We start from the raw sequence: 20,205 nt of genomic DNA, 5'->3' as shown, positions 1-20,205 counted from the left end.
CGACACAGTGACCTGGCTCAGTCCTCCGGGCAGGCGAAGACGGTCTCAACCAGCTGATGATCGGAGGGGAACCGGTTTTGCCGCTGATTGGGAATGTGTTCGCAGCGGCCGCCGACATCGACGAACCCTGGTTCCTCAAGACCTTCGACGCTGGCGCCGCGGATCACACTGTCGACGATCTGCAGCCCCCTGGAGAAGATGAAGTCGAGGCGGTCGCGCGGTTCGGCGCCGTCGGTGCGTCCCGGTTCCGGCTTCTCCTCGTGCCCGGCATGGGTGAGAGGTTCGATCGGTGACCAGGTGTCGGCTCGGACAGCGCACGGATCGGGATGGACCTGACGGAAGGAATCGATGAAACCGGCGTCAAGCAGCGCATCCGGCGATCCCCATGCGATGTCGGGCCGATCTGGCCGTCCTGCCCAGTCACCTGTGGCTGGTGTGTTGAAGTCCCCGCAGATCACCACCGGCAGTTCCGGTTTTCCCAGTTCGGCGCAGATACGGTCGGTTTCGGCGAGGATCTGCTCGATCTGCCTCACCCGTGGCGCCTCCTCTTCATCGGCGACCGTTTGGCCGCCGCCTTGCAGCGCAGTGTAGACAGCATAGGGGTAGGGGGCCAGATGCACAGACCACACCAGGATCTCAGCGCAGCCCGGTACCGGTCGGATCACGGCCGCCTGAGCGTAGGGAATCGTGTCCGTGTTCACCGCGTTCAGCTCACCGGTGCTGAGCACGGCGTTGTCGAAGCCGGACTGCGCACAGGCCGCTTCGATCTTCGGGGCCAGATTCTCCGCGGCGCTTCCCCAGCATTCCTGGAGCGCGAGCACGTCCGCGGGAAACTGGGCGGCTATTGCGTACTGCTTCTCCTGGCCGAAGTCGACCTCGCGGCCCCCGTACCAGAGGTTCCAGGTCTGCAGTGTGAATGTGGCCATGGTGGTCTCCTGTTTCGGTCGGCTGCTCATCGGAGCAGGTGAAGTGAGCGCGCAGCACGGTCGAAGCGCAGCTGCCCGAAGTCGGCCAGACGCACGTTCCCGGCCAGCTCGACATCTGGATCATCGTTGATGCCGACCACGATGCAGCCTGCGTCTGCGGCGGCCCGTGAGCCGACGGGGGAGTCCTCGAAGGCGACCACCGCCGAGGCGGCCAGACCGAGGCGTTGTGCGGCAAGGAGGTACGGGGCAGGGTCGGGTTTGCCATGCTCGACATCGTCGATGGTGACGATGACGTCGAAGAGATCAAGCATTCCGGCACGTTTGAGCAGCCCCCGAACGTCCTCGGCTCTCCCGTTGCTGGCCACTGCCACAGGGATGGCTCCCGACATCGATGTGACGAACTCCAGCGCCCCTGGCATGGGCGCGCTCAGATCTGCCAGCGCGTGGCTGTAGGCGGCGTCCACCTCGGCGGCTGCCGGCGGGGCCGCATCCGCGAGGGAGCCGAGGCTCTCATGGATCTCGCCCAGCGAGGTGACCGCCTCGGCGGCGGTGAGCCCGCGCAGCTGTTCGGCCGGGATTTCAGAGGCTCCGATGCGGCGCAGATAAGCCGTCATGAGGTCGATCCACGGCTGTTCGGAGTCAACGAGGATTCCATCGCAGTCGAAGATCGCGCCCTCGACGTCGGAGACGATCATGGTGTGGCTCCTTCGGCTTCACCGCGAGGTAGGCGCAGAGCGGCATCGGCCGTCACCGCGGCCTCGACTCGGGTGCCCGTCTGCAGGGCGTCGGCATCGGCAGAGGAGATGGATGCGGACCATTGGGCATTCTCACTGCCGGGCCGGCCGAGGTGGAGCATGGTCCGTTCACCCGTGTAGGTTTGGCGTTTGACCTGGAGGAAACCGTCATCTCTGGCAGCGATGCTGAGATTCTCGGGGCGAACGAAGATGACGTCATCGGCGCCCGAGGCGATCGGGAGGCGGTCACCGGTCGCCCAGTTCGCGGGCACGGCGAATTCATTGATCGACCCGACGAAGCGGGCGACGAACGCTGTGGCAGGGCGCGAATAGATCTCGTGCGGTGCCGAGTACTGTTCGATCCTGCCCGCGTTCATCACTGCCACCCTGTCGGCGATGGCCAGGGCCTCGCCCTGATCGTGGGTGATGAAGACCGTGGTGGTGCCCAGGGTCTGCTGCACTCGACGGATCTCGTCTCGCAGCGAGGAGCGCACCGAGGCGTCGAGAGCCGACAGCGGCTCATCGAGCAGGAGCACCTTCGGCTGTGTGGCCAGGGCACGGGCCAGAGCTACACGCTGCTGCTGCCCGCCGGAGAGCTGATGCGGGTAGCGCGTACCCATCTCAGTGAGTCCGCAGATCTCGAGCAGCTCTTCGGAACGACGGCGCCGGGCCCCGCCGTCGACCTTGCGAATGCGCAGCCCGTACTCGATGTTGTCGAAGACGCTGAGGTTGGGGAAGAGACTGTAGCTCTGGAAGACCATTCCCATGCTGCGCTGGTTGGGTGGCAGCTGCAGAACGGAATCGCCGCCGACGATGACGTCACCGCTGTTGACGGGCTCGAACCCGGCGAGGATGCGTAGGGTCGTCGTCTTCCCGCAGCCCGAGGGGCCGAGGAAGCTGACCATGCTGCCTGCGGCGATGTCGATGCTGAAATCACGCAGCACCTCGGTGTCGCCATATGATTTGCCGACCTGGTCGAAGCGGACTGACATCGACTCGTCCCGACGTTCGGCTGCTGCCTGGAGCGGTGGGCTCTTCGCTGCTGTGCTCATGAGATTTCGGCTTCCTTTCGAGGCTCGTTCGCCACGTTCGCTTCGGGCTCTGCCGTGGAGCGGTGTCCGAAGCGCGATGCGCTCAGAGTCGCTGAGGCCAGCAGCAGCCATGTCGTGAGGTTGAGAAGCACGGACAGCGTGATCGAGCCACGGAAGTTCGTGCTGGAGAGGGTGTTGAGGAACACCGGGAGCGTATTGATCGACAGGGTCGCGGCCACGGTGTACTCGGCGATCGAGAGAGCGAACGTAAAGAACGCAGAGAACATGATCGGGCCGCGGATGTTCGGCATCACCACCTGCCACAGAGTTGTGCCCATGCGCGCGCCGAGGATGGAGGAGGACTCGTAGAGTGTGCGCAGCGGCAGCGTCGACAGACCCGCATCGATCGACCGGTAGGTGAAGGGCAGACACAACACGACATACGTGCCCACAAGGACGAGGGGGAGATCCTGTGACTGCAGAATCGCGTTCAGCTCCATGCCCAGGCTGCCTCGGCCGTGGGAGGCCAGGTTGCGCAGCACCGCCGAGAGGCCGGCCACGATCGCAATCGCGGGAACCACGAGCGGGAGAGTGCAGAGGATGCTGAGGACGGAGCGCATCTTCGGCGCCCACAGATGGACCGCGACCACCGCGGGTACGACTGTGGCGATGAGGACGACGGCTGCGAGCACGGACACGATGAGGCTGCGAGTCAGAGGAGCGACGATCCGCCCGGAGTCCGCGAGACCGGTCAGCCCCGAAGTCGTGAAGCTGCCATCGGAGCGGAAGAACGAGTAGGTCAGCGAGCTCAGCAGCGGGGTGAGGATGAAGATCGCCAAGGCGACGAGCGGGAGCCAGGCGAGGAATTTCGTCACCCCGTGGCGCTCACGGTTGCCGGGCTTTAGCTGTTGAGCCACTTTGCGCTCCTCTTCGTCAGTGCATTGAAGGCGATGAGCACGATCACCGCGATCACGCCGGTGGTCACACCCAGAGCCATCGCCACGCCTTCGCCGCCGGTGGCAGCCGAGCCGGCGAGCTGCCCGGCGATCTCGAGGGGGATGAGGGGGAAGGCGCCGGTGCCGATGAGCACGGCGGCCGAGGCGTGGGTGCCGAAGGCCGAGCCGAACATCAGCAGCCAGGCACCGAGCAGTGCCGGGCTGATCACGGGCAGGCCGACACGGCGCCAGAAGGTCCAGCTGTTTCCTCCCAGCGAGGTGTTGGCCTCCCGCCACTGCTGCTTGAGTGCGACGAAGCTGGGCAGCGTCAGCAGAATCATCGTCGGGATGAGGAAGTACTGGTACATGAGGATGAGGCCCTTGACGCTGTAGAGCGTGAAGGTGGAGTCGACCGCGGTGATCAGCGCCGTGAAGTAGCCGGTGTTGCCGACGGCGACGATGAAAGAGAACGCCAGAGGCACCCCTCCGTCGTTGGCCAGAACACTGGAGATCACTGCCGTGAGGGAGTCGACGACCGTGGACTTCACTGTTGAGATCGCCCATGCGCAGATGCCGCCGAACACGGCTGCGACGCTCGCAGCCGTGAACGACAGAAGCAGACTGTTCTTCAGCGCCATGGACCGGGAGCCGGACCCCAGGGCGGTGAAGTTGTCTGTGCTGAAGGCCGAGGTCCCTGGTGAGCTGCCGGTGACGAGCAGGGAGGTCACGACCATTCCGCCGATCGGGACGACGAAGAAGAGCGCGAGGATGATAGTCAGCGGGGCCAGTGCGGCCCATGCCGGCGACAGGCTCGATCGACGTCGGGTATCGGTTGGAGCAGAAATCATCCGACCGCTTTCGCCCAGTTGTCGGCGAGGACCTCGGCCTGCGAGTCACGCTGCTCCTGTGTGGGCTGAGGTGCTTCGTTGTCCACTGCATCGTCGAGCAACTGCGAGAGCGCCTTCTCATCGGCTGCGCCGTCTTCGACCATGCTGTCGAGGCGACCGGGGAGCACATAACCCTCGAGCAGAAGGTTCTGGCCCTCATCGCTGAAGATGAATTCCTGCCAGAGGCGGGCGACGGCCGGATGCGGTGCGTCGTCATTGACCGATGCGGCGTAGTAGGAGGCGACGGTCCCGTCGGAAGGGATCTCGATCGACAGATCGACTCCGCCGTCGGCCAGATCATCGGCCCACTGCAGCAGCAGGTAGTCCCAGTTGATGACGATCGGGGTCTCTCCGGTCTCGATCGTTCCGGCTTCGGCCTCCGTGGGCACGAGATTGCCCTTGTCGGAGAGCTGCGCGAAGTAGTCGATTCCCGGCTGGATGTCATCGAGCGTGCCGTCATTGGCCAGGGATGCGGCCATGACCGTCATGAAGCCGGCCTCGCCCGTCGTCGGATTGCCGCGAATGGCGATCTTGCCCTTGTAGTCGGAATCGAGGAGCTCTCCGAAGGTCGTCGGGCATGTCTTCACAGCTTCGGTGTCGCAGCCGATGGCCATGGTCCCACCGAGGTGGTTGAACCAGGTGCCGTCCTCGGACTGCATGTTCTCGGGAAGATCATCGGCCGTGGCCGGGCGGTACTTCGCGAGCAGGCCTTGCTCTGAGGCATCGACGGCGAAGGACTCGCCGGTGTCGAGGTAGTCGAGCGAACTCTCCTGGCCCTGCCTGTTCTTGACGGCGTTGATGAGATCCTGGCTGGCGCCGGTCGAAGTGTCGTTGTTGACCTCGATGTCGTACTTGTCCGAGAACGCCTTGAGCAGTCCGCCGTAGTTCGCCCAGTCGGGGAAGAGCCCCATGACATTGAGGGTGCCTTCGGCCTGAGCAGCTTCGACCAGAGCGTCCATGCCTCCGCCGTCTTCGGCTGAAGTTGCTGCACGCCAGTCGGCCGATGACTCGGATTCCCCGGCTCCGCCACAACCGGACAGGACTGCCATAGTGCCCAGGGTGAGGGCGGCAGTGAGCTTCTTCGTATGTCTGAACATCGGTGTAATCGCCTTTCGGACTTGTGCGCAGATCTGTGCGCACGCGCTTTGCAATGGCTCTTGGGATCGTTCAAGCTACGTCCACGATAGAGAATCGAATCGATAATTCCAAACTAGATGACTAGTGAGGTTTCGATATGCAATCACACTTCACTAGTGAAGTATTGGCTTCTGCAGTCGGTGTGATCGGCTCTCGGCAGATGGTGCCGCCCGAGATATCACTGTCAATCGCGCCTCATAGTGTGCGGTAGCGTAGGTGCATGTGACTGTATGCGGTGATGGGACAGCCGACTGGATGGGAAGGACGACCATGAGGGGATCGCAGGAGTGAGCGAGGCACGGTATGAGCAGATCGCGGAGCAGATCCGCGATTCTATTCGCAGCGGTGCGCGGCAGACAGGGCAGAGCCTTGAATCCGAGGCGGCGCTGGCCGCTGAATACGCAGTCGCCCCCGGCACAGTGCGGGAGGCCCTGCGCCTGCTCGTCAGCGAAGGCACCTTGGGCGGTCGGCGCGGTGCCCGGAAGACAGTGCTGCGCACACCGCGGCCGGCCGCTGTGGCCGAGGAGTTCCGCAGTTTTGCACAGTGGGCCAGCGCGCATGGTCGCACCCCCGGCGGCCACGTCATCGAACAGGGGTGGCACATCGCAGGCAAGGAGAATGCCGCTGCCCTCAATGTCGACCCGCGTGCACGCGTGCTGCGCGTGCTGCGCGTTCGTTTGCTTGACGGGGAGAAGGTCATGGTCGAGCGGACCAGCTACCCGGAGCAGCTCGGAGAGCTGGTCGAGAAGGTCCCCGGCGACGCTGCATCTGTCAGTCGCTGGCTCGAACAGGAGCACGGGATCGTTTTCGCAGGTGCCGACCACGTCTTCTCCGCGACGGTCTGCAGTCAGCAGGATGCAGCTCTGCTCGAGGTCTCCCGGGGGAGGCCGCTGCTGCGCCACCTGCGCCGCAGCCGCGACGGCGCAGGGAGTCCACTGGAGATCTCCGAAGACCGCTATCTCGCCAACTTTCTGTCGGTGGCGATGTCCAACGGCCGCAATGTCAACCCCATCAGCTGGCTCACTGCCGACGAGCAGGACTGGTTCTGAGGCTGCCGCTGACCCATCCGGTGGAAGGGGCAGCGGCAGCAGCGCAAAATGTCGAAAGCGCCCCAGAAAAGCCTGGTGACAGGTCGTTCTGGGGCGCTTTCCAGCAGTCAGCAGTCAGCTGCCCGACATGCTCAGGCCTTGAGCTCGGCGGCCAGCTCGTGGAAGGCACGGCTGGGATTGCCGAAGCGGTGCAGTGTCATAGACACGGCCTGTTCCTGCACGTAGTACCGCATCTCCACCCGCGCCGAGGAGGTGACCGGCTCATCGATGACAGCAACCTCTGGACGTGGTGCGCTCGCGGCCAGCAGCTCGGGCTCCTGCGGTCCGAGCACGCGGATGCGGGCACCGACGGAGTCGTCGTAGCGACCCTGAGCGACCATATCGGCGAACGTCGATGCGGATTCGGTGCGGGCTGCAACTGAAGCATTCGTGACGGCGATCTTCACCTCGGAGGCGACATCCTCGGCGACGGACAGCTGCACGCTCGACCCGACGGACTTCGCTGCGTGGATCGACCTCTCCAGGTCGAACAGCGATGATGCCGAGGTCACTCGCAGGGTGACGGGACGCGGCCGGTAGCGGAAGATGTTGGCTTCCCCACGCAGACCCGTGTGGTCCTTCGCCGCCCCGAACTCGCGCGCCAGCCAGCGTTCGTCGTCGGCCTTGGCGAGCTCGAGGTTCTGGCTCGCGTCGGTGGCGCCTGGCAGAGTCGAGGGATCGTCGGTGTAGTGGCCGAAGAGCATGAGGTAGTTCGGACCGCCGGCCTTCGAACCGAGCCCCACGGAGGACTGCTTCCAGCCGCCGAAGGACTGGCGCCTGACGATCGCGCCGGTGATGCCGCGGTTGACGTAGGCGTTGCCGACCTGAACACGGTCGAGCCAGGTGCGCACTTCCTCGGGGTCGAGGGAGTGGATGCCACCGGTGAGACCGAAGTCCACAGCGTTCTGGAACTCGATCGCCTCGTCGAGGTCGCGAGCGTGCATGAGGCCGAGCACGGGCCCGAACACCTCGGTGAGGTGGAAGAACGATCCCGGCTTGACGCCTTCCTTGATTCCCGGGCTCCACAGTCGTCCCGTGTCATCGAGCGCCTTGGGCTCGAGGAGCCAGGACTCACCCGGCTCGAGGGAGGTCAGGGCACGTTCGAGTTTGTCGGAAGGATCCTCGGTCAGAGGTCCCATCGTCGCCGACATGTTCGATGGCCAGTCGACGACCATGGTCGACGCTGCGTCAATGAGCTGTTTGCGGTAGCGCTCGGAATCGTAGGTCGACCCGACCATGATGCCCAGCGAGGCGGCCGAGCACTTCTGCCCGGCATGCCCGAAGGCCGAGTGCACGAGGTCGGCAACGGCCAGATCACGATCGGCCGCCGGTGTGATGAGCAGGGCGTTCTTGCCGGAGGTCTCTGCATTGACATGCAGGTCGGGTCGGAAGGACTGGAACAGGGCGGCAGTCTCGGAGGCACCTGTGAGGATGACGCGATCGACGTCCGGGTGGGCGACGAGATGACGGCTGAGATCTCTGTCGGAGGGTGTGCACAGTTGCAGCACGTCCTTGGGTACGCCGGCTTCCCACAGGCAGTCGGTGATGAGCGCCGAGCAGTGCTGGGCCGGCTTCGACGGTTTGTGGATGACGGCCGAACCTGCCGCAAGTGCTGCCACGGTGCCGCCGGTGGGGATGGCGATGGGGAAGTTCCACGGCGGGGTGACGACGACCATCTGGTCGGGGACGAAGTTCGCCCCTTCGAGGTTCTCCAGCTCCGCGGCATTGAGCGCGTAGTAGCGGATGAAGTCGATGGCCTCGGAGATCTCCGGGTCGGACTGGGAGGGCATCTTGCCCACCTCGGCGGCCGCGACGGCGATGAACTCACCGCGACGGGCGGCGAAGACCTCGGCGGCCCGGTGGAGGATCTCGCCGCGGCCGGTCGATCCCAGCTCGCGCCAGGCCTCCGCGGCATTGCGGCCGTCGGCGATCATCTCATCGAGCTTCGCAGCTGAGTCAACCTTCGGCGTCTTCGGGCGATCGTCGAGGTATCCGGGGGCGGTCGCCTCGGCGATGATCTCCTTGGCCCACTTCTGGTTCGCCGGCAGAGACGGATCGGTATCCGGTTCGTTGAAGAACTCGGTCGGGGGAGTCCCTGGGACATCGCGTTCGGCCGAACGGTCCTGCGACCGGTTCGGCGCCGGCGCGGACTCCCCGTCTTCTTCGAGGATGTCCTCGAGCTGCTTGACGGAGTCCTGGAACCGGTCTGCCTCCCGAACGAAGACCTCGTTGCCGTTGGCCAGGTCGAAGATGCCTGACATGAAGTTCTCCGAGGACGAGTTCTCCTCGAGCCTGCGCACGAGGTAGGAGATCGCGACGTCGAATTCCTTCGGGTGCACGGCGGGGACATAGAGGAGGAGATCCCCGACGTCCTCGGTCACAGCGGCGGCCTGTTCCGAGGCCATGCCCTGCAGCATCTCGAATTCCACCCGGTCGGTGACCTCGCGGTCGACGGACAGGTGGTGGGCGAAGGCGATGTCGAAGAGGTTGTGGCCGGCCACGCCGATGCGCAGGCCCTTCATCCGCTCGGGGGTGAATAGCCAGTGGAGGACGCGCTTGTAGTTCGCGTCGGTGGACTGCTTCGAATCACATATGGTCGCGGGCCAGCCGGCGATCTCCGCGTGGACGGTCTCCATCGCCAGGTTCGCGCCCTTGACGAGACGAACTTTGATTCCGACTCCGCCGTTGGCGACGCGTTCATTGGCGAACTCGCTCAGGCGCTGGACGGCACCCAGTGCGTCGGGCTGGTAGCCCTGGATCACGATGCCGGCCTCGAGGTTCTTGAACTCGGGTTCGGCGAGCAGGCGGGTGAAGACTGCGATCGTGAGTTCGAGGTCCTGGTACTCTTCCATGTCGAGGTTGACGAACTTCGCCCCGGTCGGTGCCTTCGCCGCTTGCCTGTAGAGCGGGCGCAGGCGTTCGGCGACGTAGTCGACGGTCTCGTCGAAGGCCCACATCGAGATCTGGGAGGCGACCGAGGAGACCTTGACGGAGACGTAGTCGACATCCTCGCGAGCCAGCAGTCGGTGGGTCTCTTCGAGGTGGTGGTCGGCTTCCGAATCACCGAGGACGGCTTCGCCGAGGAGGTTGATGTTGAGCCGGTGTCCGTCGGCGGACAGTGCCGCCACGGCCTTGCCGAACTGCTTGTCGCGGGCGTCGACGACCATGTGACCGACCATCTGGCGCAGGCGGGTCCTAGCTGCGGGAACGACGATGTGAGGCAGCACGGGGGCCAAGGCGGCGCCGGTCTTGATCTGGGCGCGGTCGAGGGCCGACATCGTCTCGGGCGCGAGTTTGGCGACCTCTGTCAGGGCATCGGCGGCGGCGTGCACGTCATCGGTGCGCACGACTCGATCGACGAACCCGACGGTGAAGTCGAGGCCGTTGGGGTCGGAGAGCACTGCCGAGAGGCGTTCGGCGGCAGGGTTCTTCGCCGTGGTCTTGCTCGTTGCCACGCGCAGCCACTTGCGGACTGTGTCGATGGAGCGACTGGTGAGCTGATCGAGATCGGAGTCTGTGTGCAGCAATTGCTCGTTCCTTTTCTGTTGGACGAACTCTGGATGAGTCTGGGTGGACTCGGTGTGCGGCGTTCCCACGTCGCCATTGACCGTTGACGGGATCGTTGAGACCAGTATGCGCCGGACGAAATCAGGGGTGAAGGGGTCGCTGCCGATTGCAGGCATCGTTGAGTCAGAAGTATTAGGATGGCGTGATGTATTCCTCAGAGATGCGTCGTGCCGCTGTTGCCAGGACGGCTTCGTCCTCCATCGCCGAGGTGGCTGCGCAGTTCGACGTCTCACCGTCGAGTCTGCGTCGGTGGATGTCGCGATCCGACCTCGAGGATCGTCCGCGCAGCGGCCGCCCCCAGATCCAGCGCACGGCCGATCAGGTCGTCGAAGCTCTGGTGAGCACCGCGGGGGCGAGGATCTCGGGGAAGGACTATTCGACCCGGGCGCTGGCCGAGGCGACGGGACTGAGCCAGAGCATCGTCTCCCGCGCGATGCGGGGGATGACGGTGCCGTCGAACCTTCTGCTCGGTCGTGATGAGGTCACTGTCGTTGCGGGAGGGTTCCCGTTGGTCGTCATCGGCATTCGCGCTGCAGGTGATCGCAGCGCTGGTGAAGGTGCTGGTGGAGGCGTTGGTCTGCGCGTTGGCGGAGTTGAGGGTGCGGGGGCGGTCTCGGCGCGACGGGTGCAGCGTCGCATTGCCGGAATCGCGGCGGCGCTGCGTTCGTCCGGGGTCCAGCACTGGCCGCAGCGCTTCGACAGCGAGCATCGCCAGGCCGATGCCTCGGCGACTCTCGAACTGCTTCGGACCGGTGGAGATCGTGAACGCTTCGTCGTGTTCGATCCATTCGGGGAGACGAAAGGTCTGTTCGGCGAGGCAGGTGATCTGGCGGCGCGCGACCGGGATGCGGGTGCGACCATCGCGGTTCACAGCGAGTTTGCGGAGTTCCTCGACGATGCGAAATCCGCACTCGCCGGCTGCCGCGACATTCCCGGATCTCTGCTCGATATTCTCGCCGCCCGCGTGCGCCACGGCTTCGAGGGCGTCCTGTGGCGGCAGTCGAGTCACACCGAGGCCCGAAGAAGTTCCATTTCTTCTGACTCAATGGAGATCTCATCGTGGCTGCCGAAGGGGACACGGTCCATCACCGAGCATCTGGCGATCGCTCTGCGTGAGGAGATCATCGATTCCGGGTATCAGCCCGGAGATCGAATCAATCCGCGTCTCCTGTCACGCAGGATGCAGGTGCCGCGCTCCTCGGTCGATGCCGCGCTGCGGCGCATGGTCGACGACAAGCTGCTCGACGGCTCCCGCGGTGGCTCGAGGATTCCGCTCATCACGACCCTCGACGTCCTCGATCTCTATGCCGGACGCATGGCCGTGGGCGGAGTTCTTCTGCGGTCTCTGGCGCTGCGGCCGAAGCGCTATTTCGTGCCCGTGCAGCTGGCTCTGCGCCAGGTGGAGGCATCGGCGGCGACGAAGAGCGGCATCGATGTCGAGGATGCCGACCTCCACTTCCAGCAGGAACTGGCTCGAGCCTCGGGGCTGAGGCAGAGTGCTCGATCCTTTGAGGCCCTGACTCTGCGTCTGCGTCTGTTCATCTCGGTGCTGCAGCTCGACTACTCGCCGGCCAGCGATCGCATCCTCATCGATGACCGTGCCATCTTCAGGGCGCTGGCGCTCGGGGACGCGGAGACCGCTGTGGACGCCTGGCGGGGGAAGGTCGACAACGCGGTCAGACACATGGCAGGGCTGTTCGCCCGACGTCGGTTCGACCAGGATCTCTGGGCACAGCTCACCCGTCGGGGATGAACGGACCCCTCGGACAGCCTCGGCGAGGGCGACTGGTATAACTTTGGGGAAAGTCAGTGTTTGAGTCCGCAGAGCCGAAAGGGATTATTGAACCGTGGAGACCTTGATTGTAGGCGTGGCCGGCGGAACCGGGAGCGGGAAGACGACTCTGACCCAGGCGTTGTTGGACAAGTGCGCGGGTCCACCCTCGGTGCTGTTCCACGATAACTACTACCGGCGGCGGGACGAGCTGACCTACGAGGAGCGGGAGAAGGTCAACTACGACGACCTCGACGCCTTCGACAACGACCTCTTCGTCGAACACCTTCGCGCCCTGCGCTCCTCGCAGCCGGTCGAGAGCCCCGTCTATGACTTCGCGATCCACAATCGCAGCGATCGTACGACGCTCGTCGAACCGTCGCCGGTGATCATCGTCGAGGGGATCCTCATCTTAGCTGAACCGCGGATCTGTGAATTGCTCGACATCAAGCTCTTCGTCGACACGGACGCCGATGTTCGACTGCTGCGGCGGATCAAACGCGATGTCGTCGAACGGGGGCGGACACTGCAGTCGGTCGAGGACCAGTACCTGGGAACAGTGAAGCCGATGCACGAGCTGTACGTCGAGCCCTCGAAACGCAACGCGGACATCATCATCCCTGATGGCGGGCACAATATCGTGGCCATGGACATGGTCCTCAACCGAATCCAGAGGGACGTGGGCTAGTACTTCGTCTGATCGGTTCTCGGTTCGGGGAGCCTCGCCGCAGACGCTCGGGAGGCTCGTGTCATGGGCGACTTATAGAGTGTTTGCATGGACACGGAGACAGTCCCGGAGGCATCACCGGCGGATCATGATCTCATCGCAGAGATCGACCGCTTCGCCTCCATGCTGCGTGAGGAGAAGCCCGCTGCGACCGAAGCCGAGACATTGGCCCGGATCGCCGCCTTCGAGGGCCTGAAGGCGACCCTCGTGTCCGCACAGTCCGCCGAGGCCGTGGCATTCGAGGCCCTGCGCACTCGGCGAGACGCTCTCAACCAGGTCCCCGCACGTGATTGCGGAATCCGCTCTGCAGAGGAGATCGCCCTTGCGAAGAAGGTCTCGCCGGGCTCCGGGCGGAAGTTTCTGACCACCTCTCGCGCAATCGTGGGAGAGATGCCGAATACATTCAAGGCGCTCGCCTGCGGGGAGATCTCCGAGGACAAAGCGCGCGTCATGGCCGACGAGACTGCCACGCTGCCCAGTGCCGACCGGCGCAAGGTCGACACCCGGATGAAGATGAGCATGGGACCGGCAGGGCTGCGGAGCCTGCGCATGGAAGCGCGGGGTCTGGCAGAGGAGATGAACGCCGAGGCGTCTGCTGAACGGGCGAAGAAGGCGACAGCGAATCGACGTGTGACCATGACCGCGCTCGACGACGGAATGGGACGAGTCTCCGCGATCATCCCGATCCAGCAGGCCGTTGCCGTCTACGAGGGGCTGAAGGGCGCAGCCGAATCGGCATCAGCGGCCGGAGGCGCGAAGGGCCGCAGACACAATCAGCTGATGGCCGACACATTCGTCGAACGGCTGACGGGACAGGTGAGGGCCGAAGCTGTGCCGACCGAGGTGCACCTCATCGTCGAAGCAGAAACGCTGCTCTCCGATGGGCTGGTTCCCGCCTGGCTGCCCGGCTTCGGTCCTCTCCCGGCCCGAACAGCTCGGAATTTCATCGCCGCCAACGAAGCCGAAGTCTTCATCCGCCGCATGTTCACTCGCGCCACCGACGGCCAGCTGGTGGGGATGGAATCTCGCGGTCGTACGTTCACCGGACAACTGAGGCAGATGGTCGTCTATCGTGACGATTTATGCAGGACCCCGTGGTGCGACGCGCGGATCAGGCATGCCGACCATGCCGATGGATATGCCTCCGGCGGTGCGACCTCGTGGGAGAACGGCTCAGGACTGTGCGCTGCGTGCAACTATGCAAAGGAACATCCTGGGTGGAAACACGAAGCAACCGCCGAGGGCCTGAAGATCACCACTCCCAGTGGTCGAGAATACGAGGACTCGACCGCTCCATTTGCCAGACGGATGAAATACCCACGAGCCTCGCCCGGTTCAGCGGCGCCGCCCGGTTCAGCGGCGCCGGGAGACGATGACGCTTCGCGGTCCTCGCCACGTGTTGATGATTGGCGGTTGGCGTTCGCCGGACTGCTGGAACCGGAGCGATCCGGGTCGCCGCCCGACTCCGAATGCGAAGAGGTGGAGATCCCGTTCTTTCCGATCACGGAGTCGGAAGCGAAGAAGTTCGAGGAGAGACAGCGGGCCGCCTCCGTAAGCGGTGAACCTTCCCAGTTCGAGATCGCCGAGGTTGTCGAACCCCTTACTGTTCCGTCATCGATTCGGCCCAAGCATCGTCGCCGCACCCGCTCGGCCGGTGGCTCCGCGGACAGCTGTGCGGAGAGATACCTCCGGCAGGCACTGCTCGACGCGGGGTGACGTGGTGAAACTGCAACAATTCGGACACCGCCCGAATCTGGTCAGACTGCATGATTCGGAGTATGAATACTGACGAAAGCAATGCTCGCGGACCAGACGGCGACAGCAGCGATCACGGGGATCGAAACGCAGATGTACCCGCCGAGGGCTTGCGACCGGGGCACGGGGCGCGACCGAGCTGGGACCTGTTCCGGGCCGCCCGTCTCCTGCCGCTCGTGACAGTCGCAGCGTGGATCATCACGATCTTCGTGCCGGTCCTCGACAGCGGCAATGCCGACGGTCCGAGAATCACAATCACGTCTTTGGGGGATTCCCCGATCGACCCTGAGTACCTCAACCCTGGATTCATCGCCATCTGGGTCCTGATTGTCGTCTTCGCGCTCCTGCCATGGTTGTTCGGTGCCGAACAGTGGTGGTCGGCGGCAGCCATCCTGTTCGGTGCCGTCATTCTCCTTGGCCTCGCAGCCGCTGTCATCAATCCGCCCTTCCTGATGTGGGACGGGCAGACCGATGACGGAATGCCGACAGGAGGCATGGAAGTCGCCCGTCCGGACTTTGGATTTGTGCTCTGTGTCCTCGGCAGTCTGACGCTCGGTGCCTCCGGATTCTGCGGGTGGATCGGCGGACAGCGACAGAAGCACAGAACAGTGGCATGACGAGGGGCACTGGGCAATGTCAGAAAGTGGAGCACAAGCGTGACGTCGCGAGATGAACGAATTCGGCTGATCGCCCGGGCTGTCCCAGCTCTGGCGTTGCTTGCCTGGGTGGTGACGATCTGGGTGCCGGTCCTCGACAGTGCATCCAACAGTTTGCACACAAGCGCGTCGATCAGGATCGTCGTGACCTCGTTTGGTCGCTCCCCTGTGGAATTGGCCGATCTCGAACCCGAATTCGTCATTATCTGGATCGGTCTACCGACATGTGTGATCTCCGCATGGCTGGTTGATGGCCTGAGGCTCTGGTCGTGGGCCACCACGGTATTCGGCATCGTGGTGCTCGCGTTCCTGGTCGGCTTGGTTGGAGAACCTCCGACGCTCATGTGGGACGGGCAGGATGGCAACGGTGAGTGGATCGGAGGCATGGCGGTCGGCTATCCGGCTGTGGGTGCGGCATTCTGGGCGGTCGGCGGCATAGCCCTGACTGTCGCTGGTGTCTGCGGCCTCATCGGGGAACGTCTTCGATCTGACGGTCGGCCCGGCGGTAGGCCCGGCGGTCGGCTCAGCGGCAGGAGCAGCCATGGAGACAGTCACCGAGACAGCCTACGAATCAGCCGTTGGTTCGAGACCGCGCCAAGTCGCGACGATCAGATCCGTGTACGTCGGCACCGCTCCACATCTGAACACGCTGCCCGCCTGCTGCCTCTCGTGAGCGTGGCGGCCTGGGTGGCGATGATCTGGGTGCCCATCATGGCTAGTCGGACATCAGGGGAGGACCCAGTCATCCTGACGTCTCTGGGCAGACATCCGATCCGCATCGGTGACTTGGGCCCGGATGTCCTGCTCCCGTGGGCGGCGGTCCTCATCTGTGCCGCCATCGTGTGGATCACGGACCCGCCGACCTGGTGGTCAGTGGTCGTCATCCTGATCGGTGTTGGACTATTCGTCATGCTGCAGATGATCCTGATCGACCCGCCGACGGCGTATTTCAGCAGTGAGGATTCGGAAGGTGAGCCGTTCGGGGCCACAATCATCGGGCGCCCCGCTGCAGGAATGAGCTACTGGATCCTGGGAAGTGGAGCGCTGGTGCTGGCCGGAATCCTTGGCTGCATCGGCAACCGCCGCATGCTGCGCCCGGATCGGCTCGCACAACCCCACTGAAACCGCGCGGTTTCGCTGAACACAGCTGGCCGAGACCGCCCCACAGCCGGCGAAGACACAGCAGCGCCCCCAGCCCGGAATGACATCTGGGGCTGAGGGCATTGCACTCACATCACTTATTGGGAACCATCCCATGGCATCATCACTGATCGGAAGCGAACACTCCTGCGAAGAATTTGCCGATCTCGTCATGGGCGTCCAAGGGGAAGACGCCCGAGACATACTGATCGGGACGGACCACGACCACGGCGCCATCACGACTGATCCCGCGCTCGTCGTAGATGTCCTCCTCAGGCATGGCCGCGAAGATCTTCTCCACGTACTCGAGGTCGAACTCGCCCACATGCGGGCGGAAGGCCGTCGGGACGTCGGGGAACGAGAACTCGGTGTGGTTCTGCTGGTAGACGACGCTGAGCTCGATGAGCGCATCCATGTCGTCGTCTTCACGCCGGAACCTGACCAGCGGCGATGCCGGGTCGAACTCCAGCCAGTCGGCCAGCTGCGTGACCTTTGACTTCGCCAAGGCCGACGCACCGGACGCACCGGGCGCACCGGATGCACGAGACGCACCGGACGCACCGCCGTCGCCGAGCATCGGGGCCTGGGCATCCGCGAAGACGTAGACGCGCCAACGGCCATCGGCCCGTGCCTCGTGGCCCAGGTGGATGAAGTTGGCGTCACAGCTGCGCTGGACCTGTGCCGACTTGAACCTCTTGCCCACGGGGAATCCGCTGGCCAGTTCCTGGTGCGTGGGAGACGCGGTGATCATCGACTCTGTGTACTCGGTCATGAACCCGGCCGGGAACTCGGCGGTCTTGACGTAGAAGTCCTGCAGGTAGGTCTCGTCCGGAAGCTCCTCCTGCGGGGTCGCCATCAGCGTCGACCATTCCTTATCGAAGTCGATGAGGTTCTTCGCAGTCACCTGCCGCTCTGCGGAGTAGGTCCGCAGCAGCTCCTGCGGCGACCGTCCGGACAGCACTTGACCGAGCTTCCACGAGATGTTGAACCCGTCCTGCATCGACACGTTCATGCCCTGGCCGGCCTTCGCCGAGTGGGTGTGGCAGGCATCGCCGGTGATGAAGACGCGGGGACATGGTGCGCCGACAGTATTGTCATCGGTGTCATCGAAGGCATCCGTGAGACGGTGGCCGACCTCGTAGACGCTGTGCCAGGCGACGTCCTTCACATCGATGCTGTACGGGCTGATGATGGCATTGGCTCGAGCGATGATCTCGTCGACACTCGTCTGTCGCACCTTGCGTGCGTCGTCCTCGGGGACTTCGCCCAGATCGACGTACATGCGGAACAGGTGGCCGCCCTCGCGGGGAATGTGGAGGATGTTGCCGTGCTTCGAGGAGATCGCGCATTTGGTGCGGATATCGGGGAAGTCGGAGTTCGCGAGCACGTCCATGACGCCCCAGGCATGGTTGGCCTGATCGCCGATCATCGTGCGTCCGATGGACTTGCGCACACCCGAACGGGCACCGTCGCAGCCGATCACATAGCCGGCGCGGATTGTGCGTTCTTCGCCTGCGCGTTCACCGGCGGTGTAGCGAACCGTAACCGTGACCGGGTGATCGGAGGCGGCAGCTTCGGAGTCGGCCGGGCCGGTGGCAGCATCGTCGACCGTGAGATCGACGAATTCGATGCCGTAGTCAGGCTCGATGCGGCCGGGGGACTGCTTGGCGAACTGCGCGAAGTAGTCGAGAACCCGCGCCTGGTTGACGATGAGGTGCGGGAACTCGCTGATTCCGGATTCGTCATCCTTGGGTCGTCCGGTGCGGATGATGTGCTCGGGGTTCTCCGGGTCCGGGTTCCAGAAGGCCATGTCGATGATGTGATAACCCTCGCGCATGATCTCCTCGGCGAACCCGAACGCCTGGAAAGTCTCGACCGAGCGCGCCTGAATGCCGTCGGCCTGCCCGATGACCAGTCGCGAGTCGCGCTTCTCGATCATCCGGGTGTTGACCTCCGGATACTGCGAGAGCTGCGCTGCCGCGACCATCCCCGCCGGGCCGCTGCCGACGATGAGGACATCGACCTCATCAGGCAGGTCCTCTGGGCGATCGATTCCATAGCCTGCTGCAGCTTCGATCCGCGGGTCTGCGGACACATAGCCGTGCTGGTGAAAATGCATGTCAACCTCCGGTTCATCACACGTCTTCGTGACTTTCCAATATTAGCAGTTCATATACGATCGTGTGTTACTCAGGTCATCATGAGCGGATACCTATGATCGGGCTCACGGACTGCTCATCCTCGTGGGCCGGTCCCAGAGGGATGCCCGAACGGTCCCGCAGGGCCAGTGTGGCCACCAGCGCGATCACGGTCATGCCACCCAGATAGATGGCCACCGAGGTGGTCGTGCCGGTGGCCGAGACCAAAGCCTTTGCGATCGTCGGAGCGAAGGCTCCACCGATGATCGAACCGATCGCATAGGAGACCGAGACGCCGGAGAAGCGCACGCTGGCGGGGAAGATCTCGGCGTACATCGCCGGCTGCTGACCATAGGTGAAGCCGAGCCCCACCGTCAGGATGACCAGCCCCAGGAACAGCATCCAGATGCTGCCGGTGTTGACCAGCGGGAAGAGGGAGAAGATGCCGATCAGCAGCAGGCCCCACCCGAGCAGATAGGTGTTCTTCCGCCCGATCTTGTCCGAGACGGATCCGGCGACGATCGTGAAGATCAGCCACGACACCGCCGAGGCGGAGACCGCCCAGAGCACGGGGCCGCGGTCGAGTCCGACCGGCCCGGCAGGATCGGTGGCGTAGTTCTGGATGTAGCCGCCGGTGGTCATGTAGCCGGCGGCATTGTTGCCCACGAAGACCAGCGACGCGAGGATGACGAGAAGCCAATGGCTCTTGAAGAGTCTGCCCAGAGGATTGGACACCTGCTCCTTGCGCTCGGCGATCTCGTGGAAGACGGGGGACTCCTCGACCCCTCGGCGGATCCAGTAGCCGACGGCGACGAGCAGGATCGAGAGGAAGAACGGCACGCGCCAGCCCCACTCGAGGAAGGCCTCGCCGGGGGCGATCGCGGTCATCAGCGCGAGTACACCGGAGGACAGGATGAGGCCGATGGAGACGCCGATCTGCGGGAAGGATCCGCGCAGACCGCGATGCTTGACCTCCGCATGCTCGACGGCCAGGAGGACTGCTCCGCCCCACTCTCCACCGGCGGAGATGCCCTGGATGATGCGCAGGACGATGAGGAGGATGGGTGCTGCGATGCCGATCGAATCGTAGGTCGGCAGGAAGCCGATGAGGGCCGTGGCCGCACCCATCGCGATGAGTGTGATGATGAGGACGACCCGGCGCCCCAGCTTGTCACCGTAGTGCCCGGCGAGGAAGGCACCCAAGGGGCGGAACAGGAAGCTGATGCCCACGGTGGCGAAGGCGACCATCGTCGACAGGGTCGAGCCCAACGGACCGAAGAACAGTTCGTTGAAGATCAGCCCCGAGGCTGCCGCATAGAGGAAGTAGTCGTACCACTCGATGCTGGTACCGACGACGGTCGCGAATGCCACCCGACCTTGGGTGTGCGTTTTAGTCACCATGACTCCTGTGTCGCATTGAGACTGCTGCGTTTGTGCCGCTGTCACAGGCCAGCCCGACCGCCGATGCGGTCTCACTGATGTGACACGGGATACTTGTCCTCCGGAACCGTATCATATACGATCTTGGTGAAAGCTAATCGAAATGAGGTGCGAGATCGATGTCGACTCCAGCTGGTGTTCCACTCCGACCGGGCAAAATCATTGCCGTCCATGTGGCCTATGAGTCACGTTCTGCTCAGCGTGGCAAGCGGCCTTCTCAGCCGTCCTATTTCCTCAAGGCCACAAGCTCTCTGGCCGCGTCGGGTGATGCGA

General features: G+C 64.1%; 16 protein-coding genes and 1 pseudogene. 7 read left to right on the top strand and 10 right to left on the bottom strand.

Translation table 11 applies throughout. The features are described from left to right. Positions 1-17 precede the first annotated feature (17 nt). The 6 genes from L0G76_RS02345 to L0G76_RS02320 are packed head-to-tail and all read right to left on the bottom strand — an operon-like array spanning position 18 to position 5,610. Positions 18-926 carry an endonuclease/exonuclease/phosphatase family protein gene (locus L0G76_RS02345; protein WP_304355788.1) on the bottom strand — a complete coding sequence of 303 codons (909 nt, stop codon included), beginning with the start codon at positions 924-926 and terminating at the stop codon, positions 18-20. Between the two features lie 26 nt (positions 927-952). After that, positions 953-1,621 carry an HAD family hydrolase gene (locus tag L0G76_RS02340; RefSeq protein WP_301475799.1) on the bottom strand — a complete coding sequence of 223 codons (669 nt, stop codon included), beginning with the start codon at positions 1,619-1,621 and terminating at the stop codon, positions 953-955. Then, positions 1,618-2,712, bottom strand: coding sequence for an ABC transporter ATP-binding protein (locus L0G76_RS02335; RefSeq protein WP_301475797.1), 1,095 nt, complete (start codon positions 2,710-2,712; stop codon positions 1,618-1,620). The genes L0G76_RS02340 and L0G76_RS02335 overlap by 4 nt, the downstream gene beginning before the upstream one ends. Then, positions 2,709-3,608, bottom strand: coding sequence for an ABC transporter permease (locus L0G76_RS02330; RefSeq protein WP_304355787.1), 900 nt, complete (start codon positions 3,606-3,608; stop codon positions 2,709-2,711). Before L0G76_RS02330 ends, L0G76_RS02335 begins: the two co-directional genes overlap by 4 nt. Beyond that, positions 3,593-4,474, bottom strand: coding sequence for an ABC transporter permease (locus L0G76_RS02325; RefSeq protein WP_301475793.1), 882 nt, complete (start codon positions 4,472-4,474; stop codon positions 3,593-3,595). The genes L0G76_RS02330 and L0G76_RS02325 overlap by 16 nt, the downstream gene beginning before the upstream one ends. Then, positions 4,471-5,610, bottom strand: coding sequence for an ABC transporter substrate-binding protein (locus L0G76_RS02320; RefSeq protein ID WP_301475791.1), 1,140 nt, complete (start codon positions 5,608-5,610; stop codon positions 4,471-4,473). The genes L0G76_RS02325 and L0G76_RS02320 overlap by 4 nt, the downstream gene beginning before the upstream one ends. A 327-nt stretch (positions 5,611-5,937) precedes the next feature. Between L0G76_RS02320 and L0G76_RS02315 the strand changes: the two genes are divergently transcribed. Further along, complete coding sequence (locus L0G76_RS02315) at positions 5,938-6,699, top strand: GntR family transcriptional regulator (RefSeq protein WP_301475789.1); 762 nt, start codon at positions 5,938-5,940, stop codon at positions 6,697-6,699. Between the two features lie 131 nt (positions 6,700-6,830). Here the strand turns inward: L0G76_RS02315 and L0G76_RS02310 are convergent, their stop codons facing one another. Beyond that, entirely contained in the window at positions 6,831-10,265 is a 3,435-nt protein-coding gene (locus tag L0G76_RS02310) for a bifunctional proline dehydrogenase/L-glutamate gamma-semialdehyde dehydrogenase (RefSeq protein WP_304355786.1), read from the bottom strand. Positions 10,266-10,450: 185 nt separating this feature from the next. Between L0G76_RS02310 and L0G76_RS02305 the strand changes: the two genes are divergently transcribed. The 4 genes from L0G76_RS02305 to L0G76_RS02290 all read left to right on the top strand — a co-directional run bounded on the left by L0G76_RS02305 (position 10,451) and on the right by L0G76_RS02290 (position 15,175). Further along, positions 10,451-12,058: an FCD domain-containing protein gene (locus L0G76_RS02305; protein WP_304355785.1), complete on the top strand. Its 1,608-nt coding sequence runs from the start codon at positions 10,451-10,453 to the stop codon at positions 12,056-12,058. 94 nt (positions 12,059-12,152) lie between these two features. Next, complete coding sequence (udk, locus tag L0G76_RS02300; RefSeq protein ID WP_301475782.1) at positions 12,153-12,764, top strand: uridine kinase; 612 nt, start codon at positions 12,153-12,155, stop codon at positions 12,762-12,764. An 87-nt stretch (positions 12,765-12,851) separates the two neighbouring features. Next, positions 12,852-14,519: an HNH endonuclease gene (locus tag L0G76_RS02295; RefSeq protein WP_304355784.1), complete on the top strand. Its 1,668-nt coding sequence runs from the start codon at positions 12,852-12,854 to the stop codon at positions 14,517-14,519. A 62-nt stretch (positions 14,520-14,581) separates the two neighbouring features. Then, complete coding sequence (locus L0G76_RS02290) at positions 14,582-15,175, top strand: hypothetical protein (protein WP_304355783.1); 594 nt, start codon at positions 14,582-14,584, stop codon at positions 15,173-15,175. A 255-nt stretch (positions 15,176-15,430) separates the two neighbouring features. On the opposite strand, the gene L0G76_RS02285 is transcribed toward L0G76_RS02290, so the two are convergent. After that, positions 15,431-15,769 carry a hypothetical protein gene (locus tag L0G76_RS02285; protein WP_304355782.1) on the bottom strand — a complete coding sequence of 113 codons (339 nt, stop codon included), beginning with the start codon at positions 15,767-15,769 and terminating at the stop codon, positions 15,431-15,433. 114 nt (positions 15,770-15,883) lie between these two features. Between L0G76_RS02285 and L0G76_RS02280 the strand changes: the two genes are divergently transcribed. After that, positions 15,884-16,336, top strand: a complete 453-nt coding sequence (locus tag L0G76_RS02280; RefSeq protein ID WP_304355781.1) for a hypothetical protein — start codon at positions 15,884-15,886, stop codon at positions 16,334-16,336. Positions 16,337-16,478: 142 nt separating this feature from the next. On the opposite strand, the gene L0G76_RS02275 is transcribed toward L0G76_RS02280, so the two are convergent. Together L0G76_RS02275 and L0G76_RS02270 are read right to left on the bottom strand one after the other, a co-directional pair. After that, the gene (locus L0G76_RS02275) at positions 16,479-18,473 is read right to left on the bottom strand and encodes an FAD-binding monooxygenase (protein WP_304355780.1); all 1,995 of its coding nucleotides are present in this window, start codon (positions 18,471-18,473) and stop codon (positions 16,479-16,481) included. Between the two features lie 79 nt (positions 18,474-18,552). Then, a complete protein-coding gene (locus L0G76_RS02270) occupies positions 18,553-19,893 on the bottom strand; it encodes an MFS transporter (protein ID WP_304355779.1) in 1,341 nt (446 codons plus the stop codon). 158 nt (positions 19,894-20,051) lie between these two features. Here L0G76_RS02270 and L0G76_RS16315 point away from each other — a divergent pair. After that, a pseudogene (locus L0G76_RS16315) lies at positions 20,052-20,205 on the top strand (fumarylacetoacetate hydrolase family protein); the annotation flags it as partial.

The sequence above is a fragment of the Brevibacterium picturae genome, assembly GCF_030453725.1.
Classification (GTDB): Bacteria; Actinomycetota; Actinomycetes; order Actinomycetales; family Brevibacteriaceae; genus Brevibacterium; species Brevibacterium sandarakinum_A.
The sequence above is the reverse complement of the archived record's forward strand: the minus strand, read 5'-3'. Positions and strand labels throughout refer to the sequence as shown.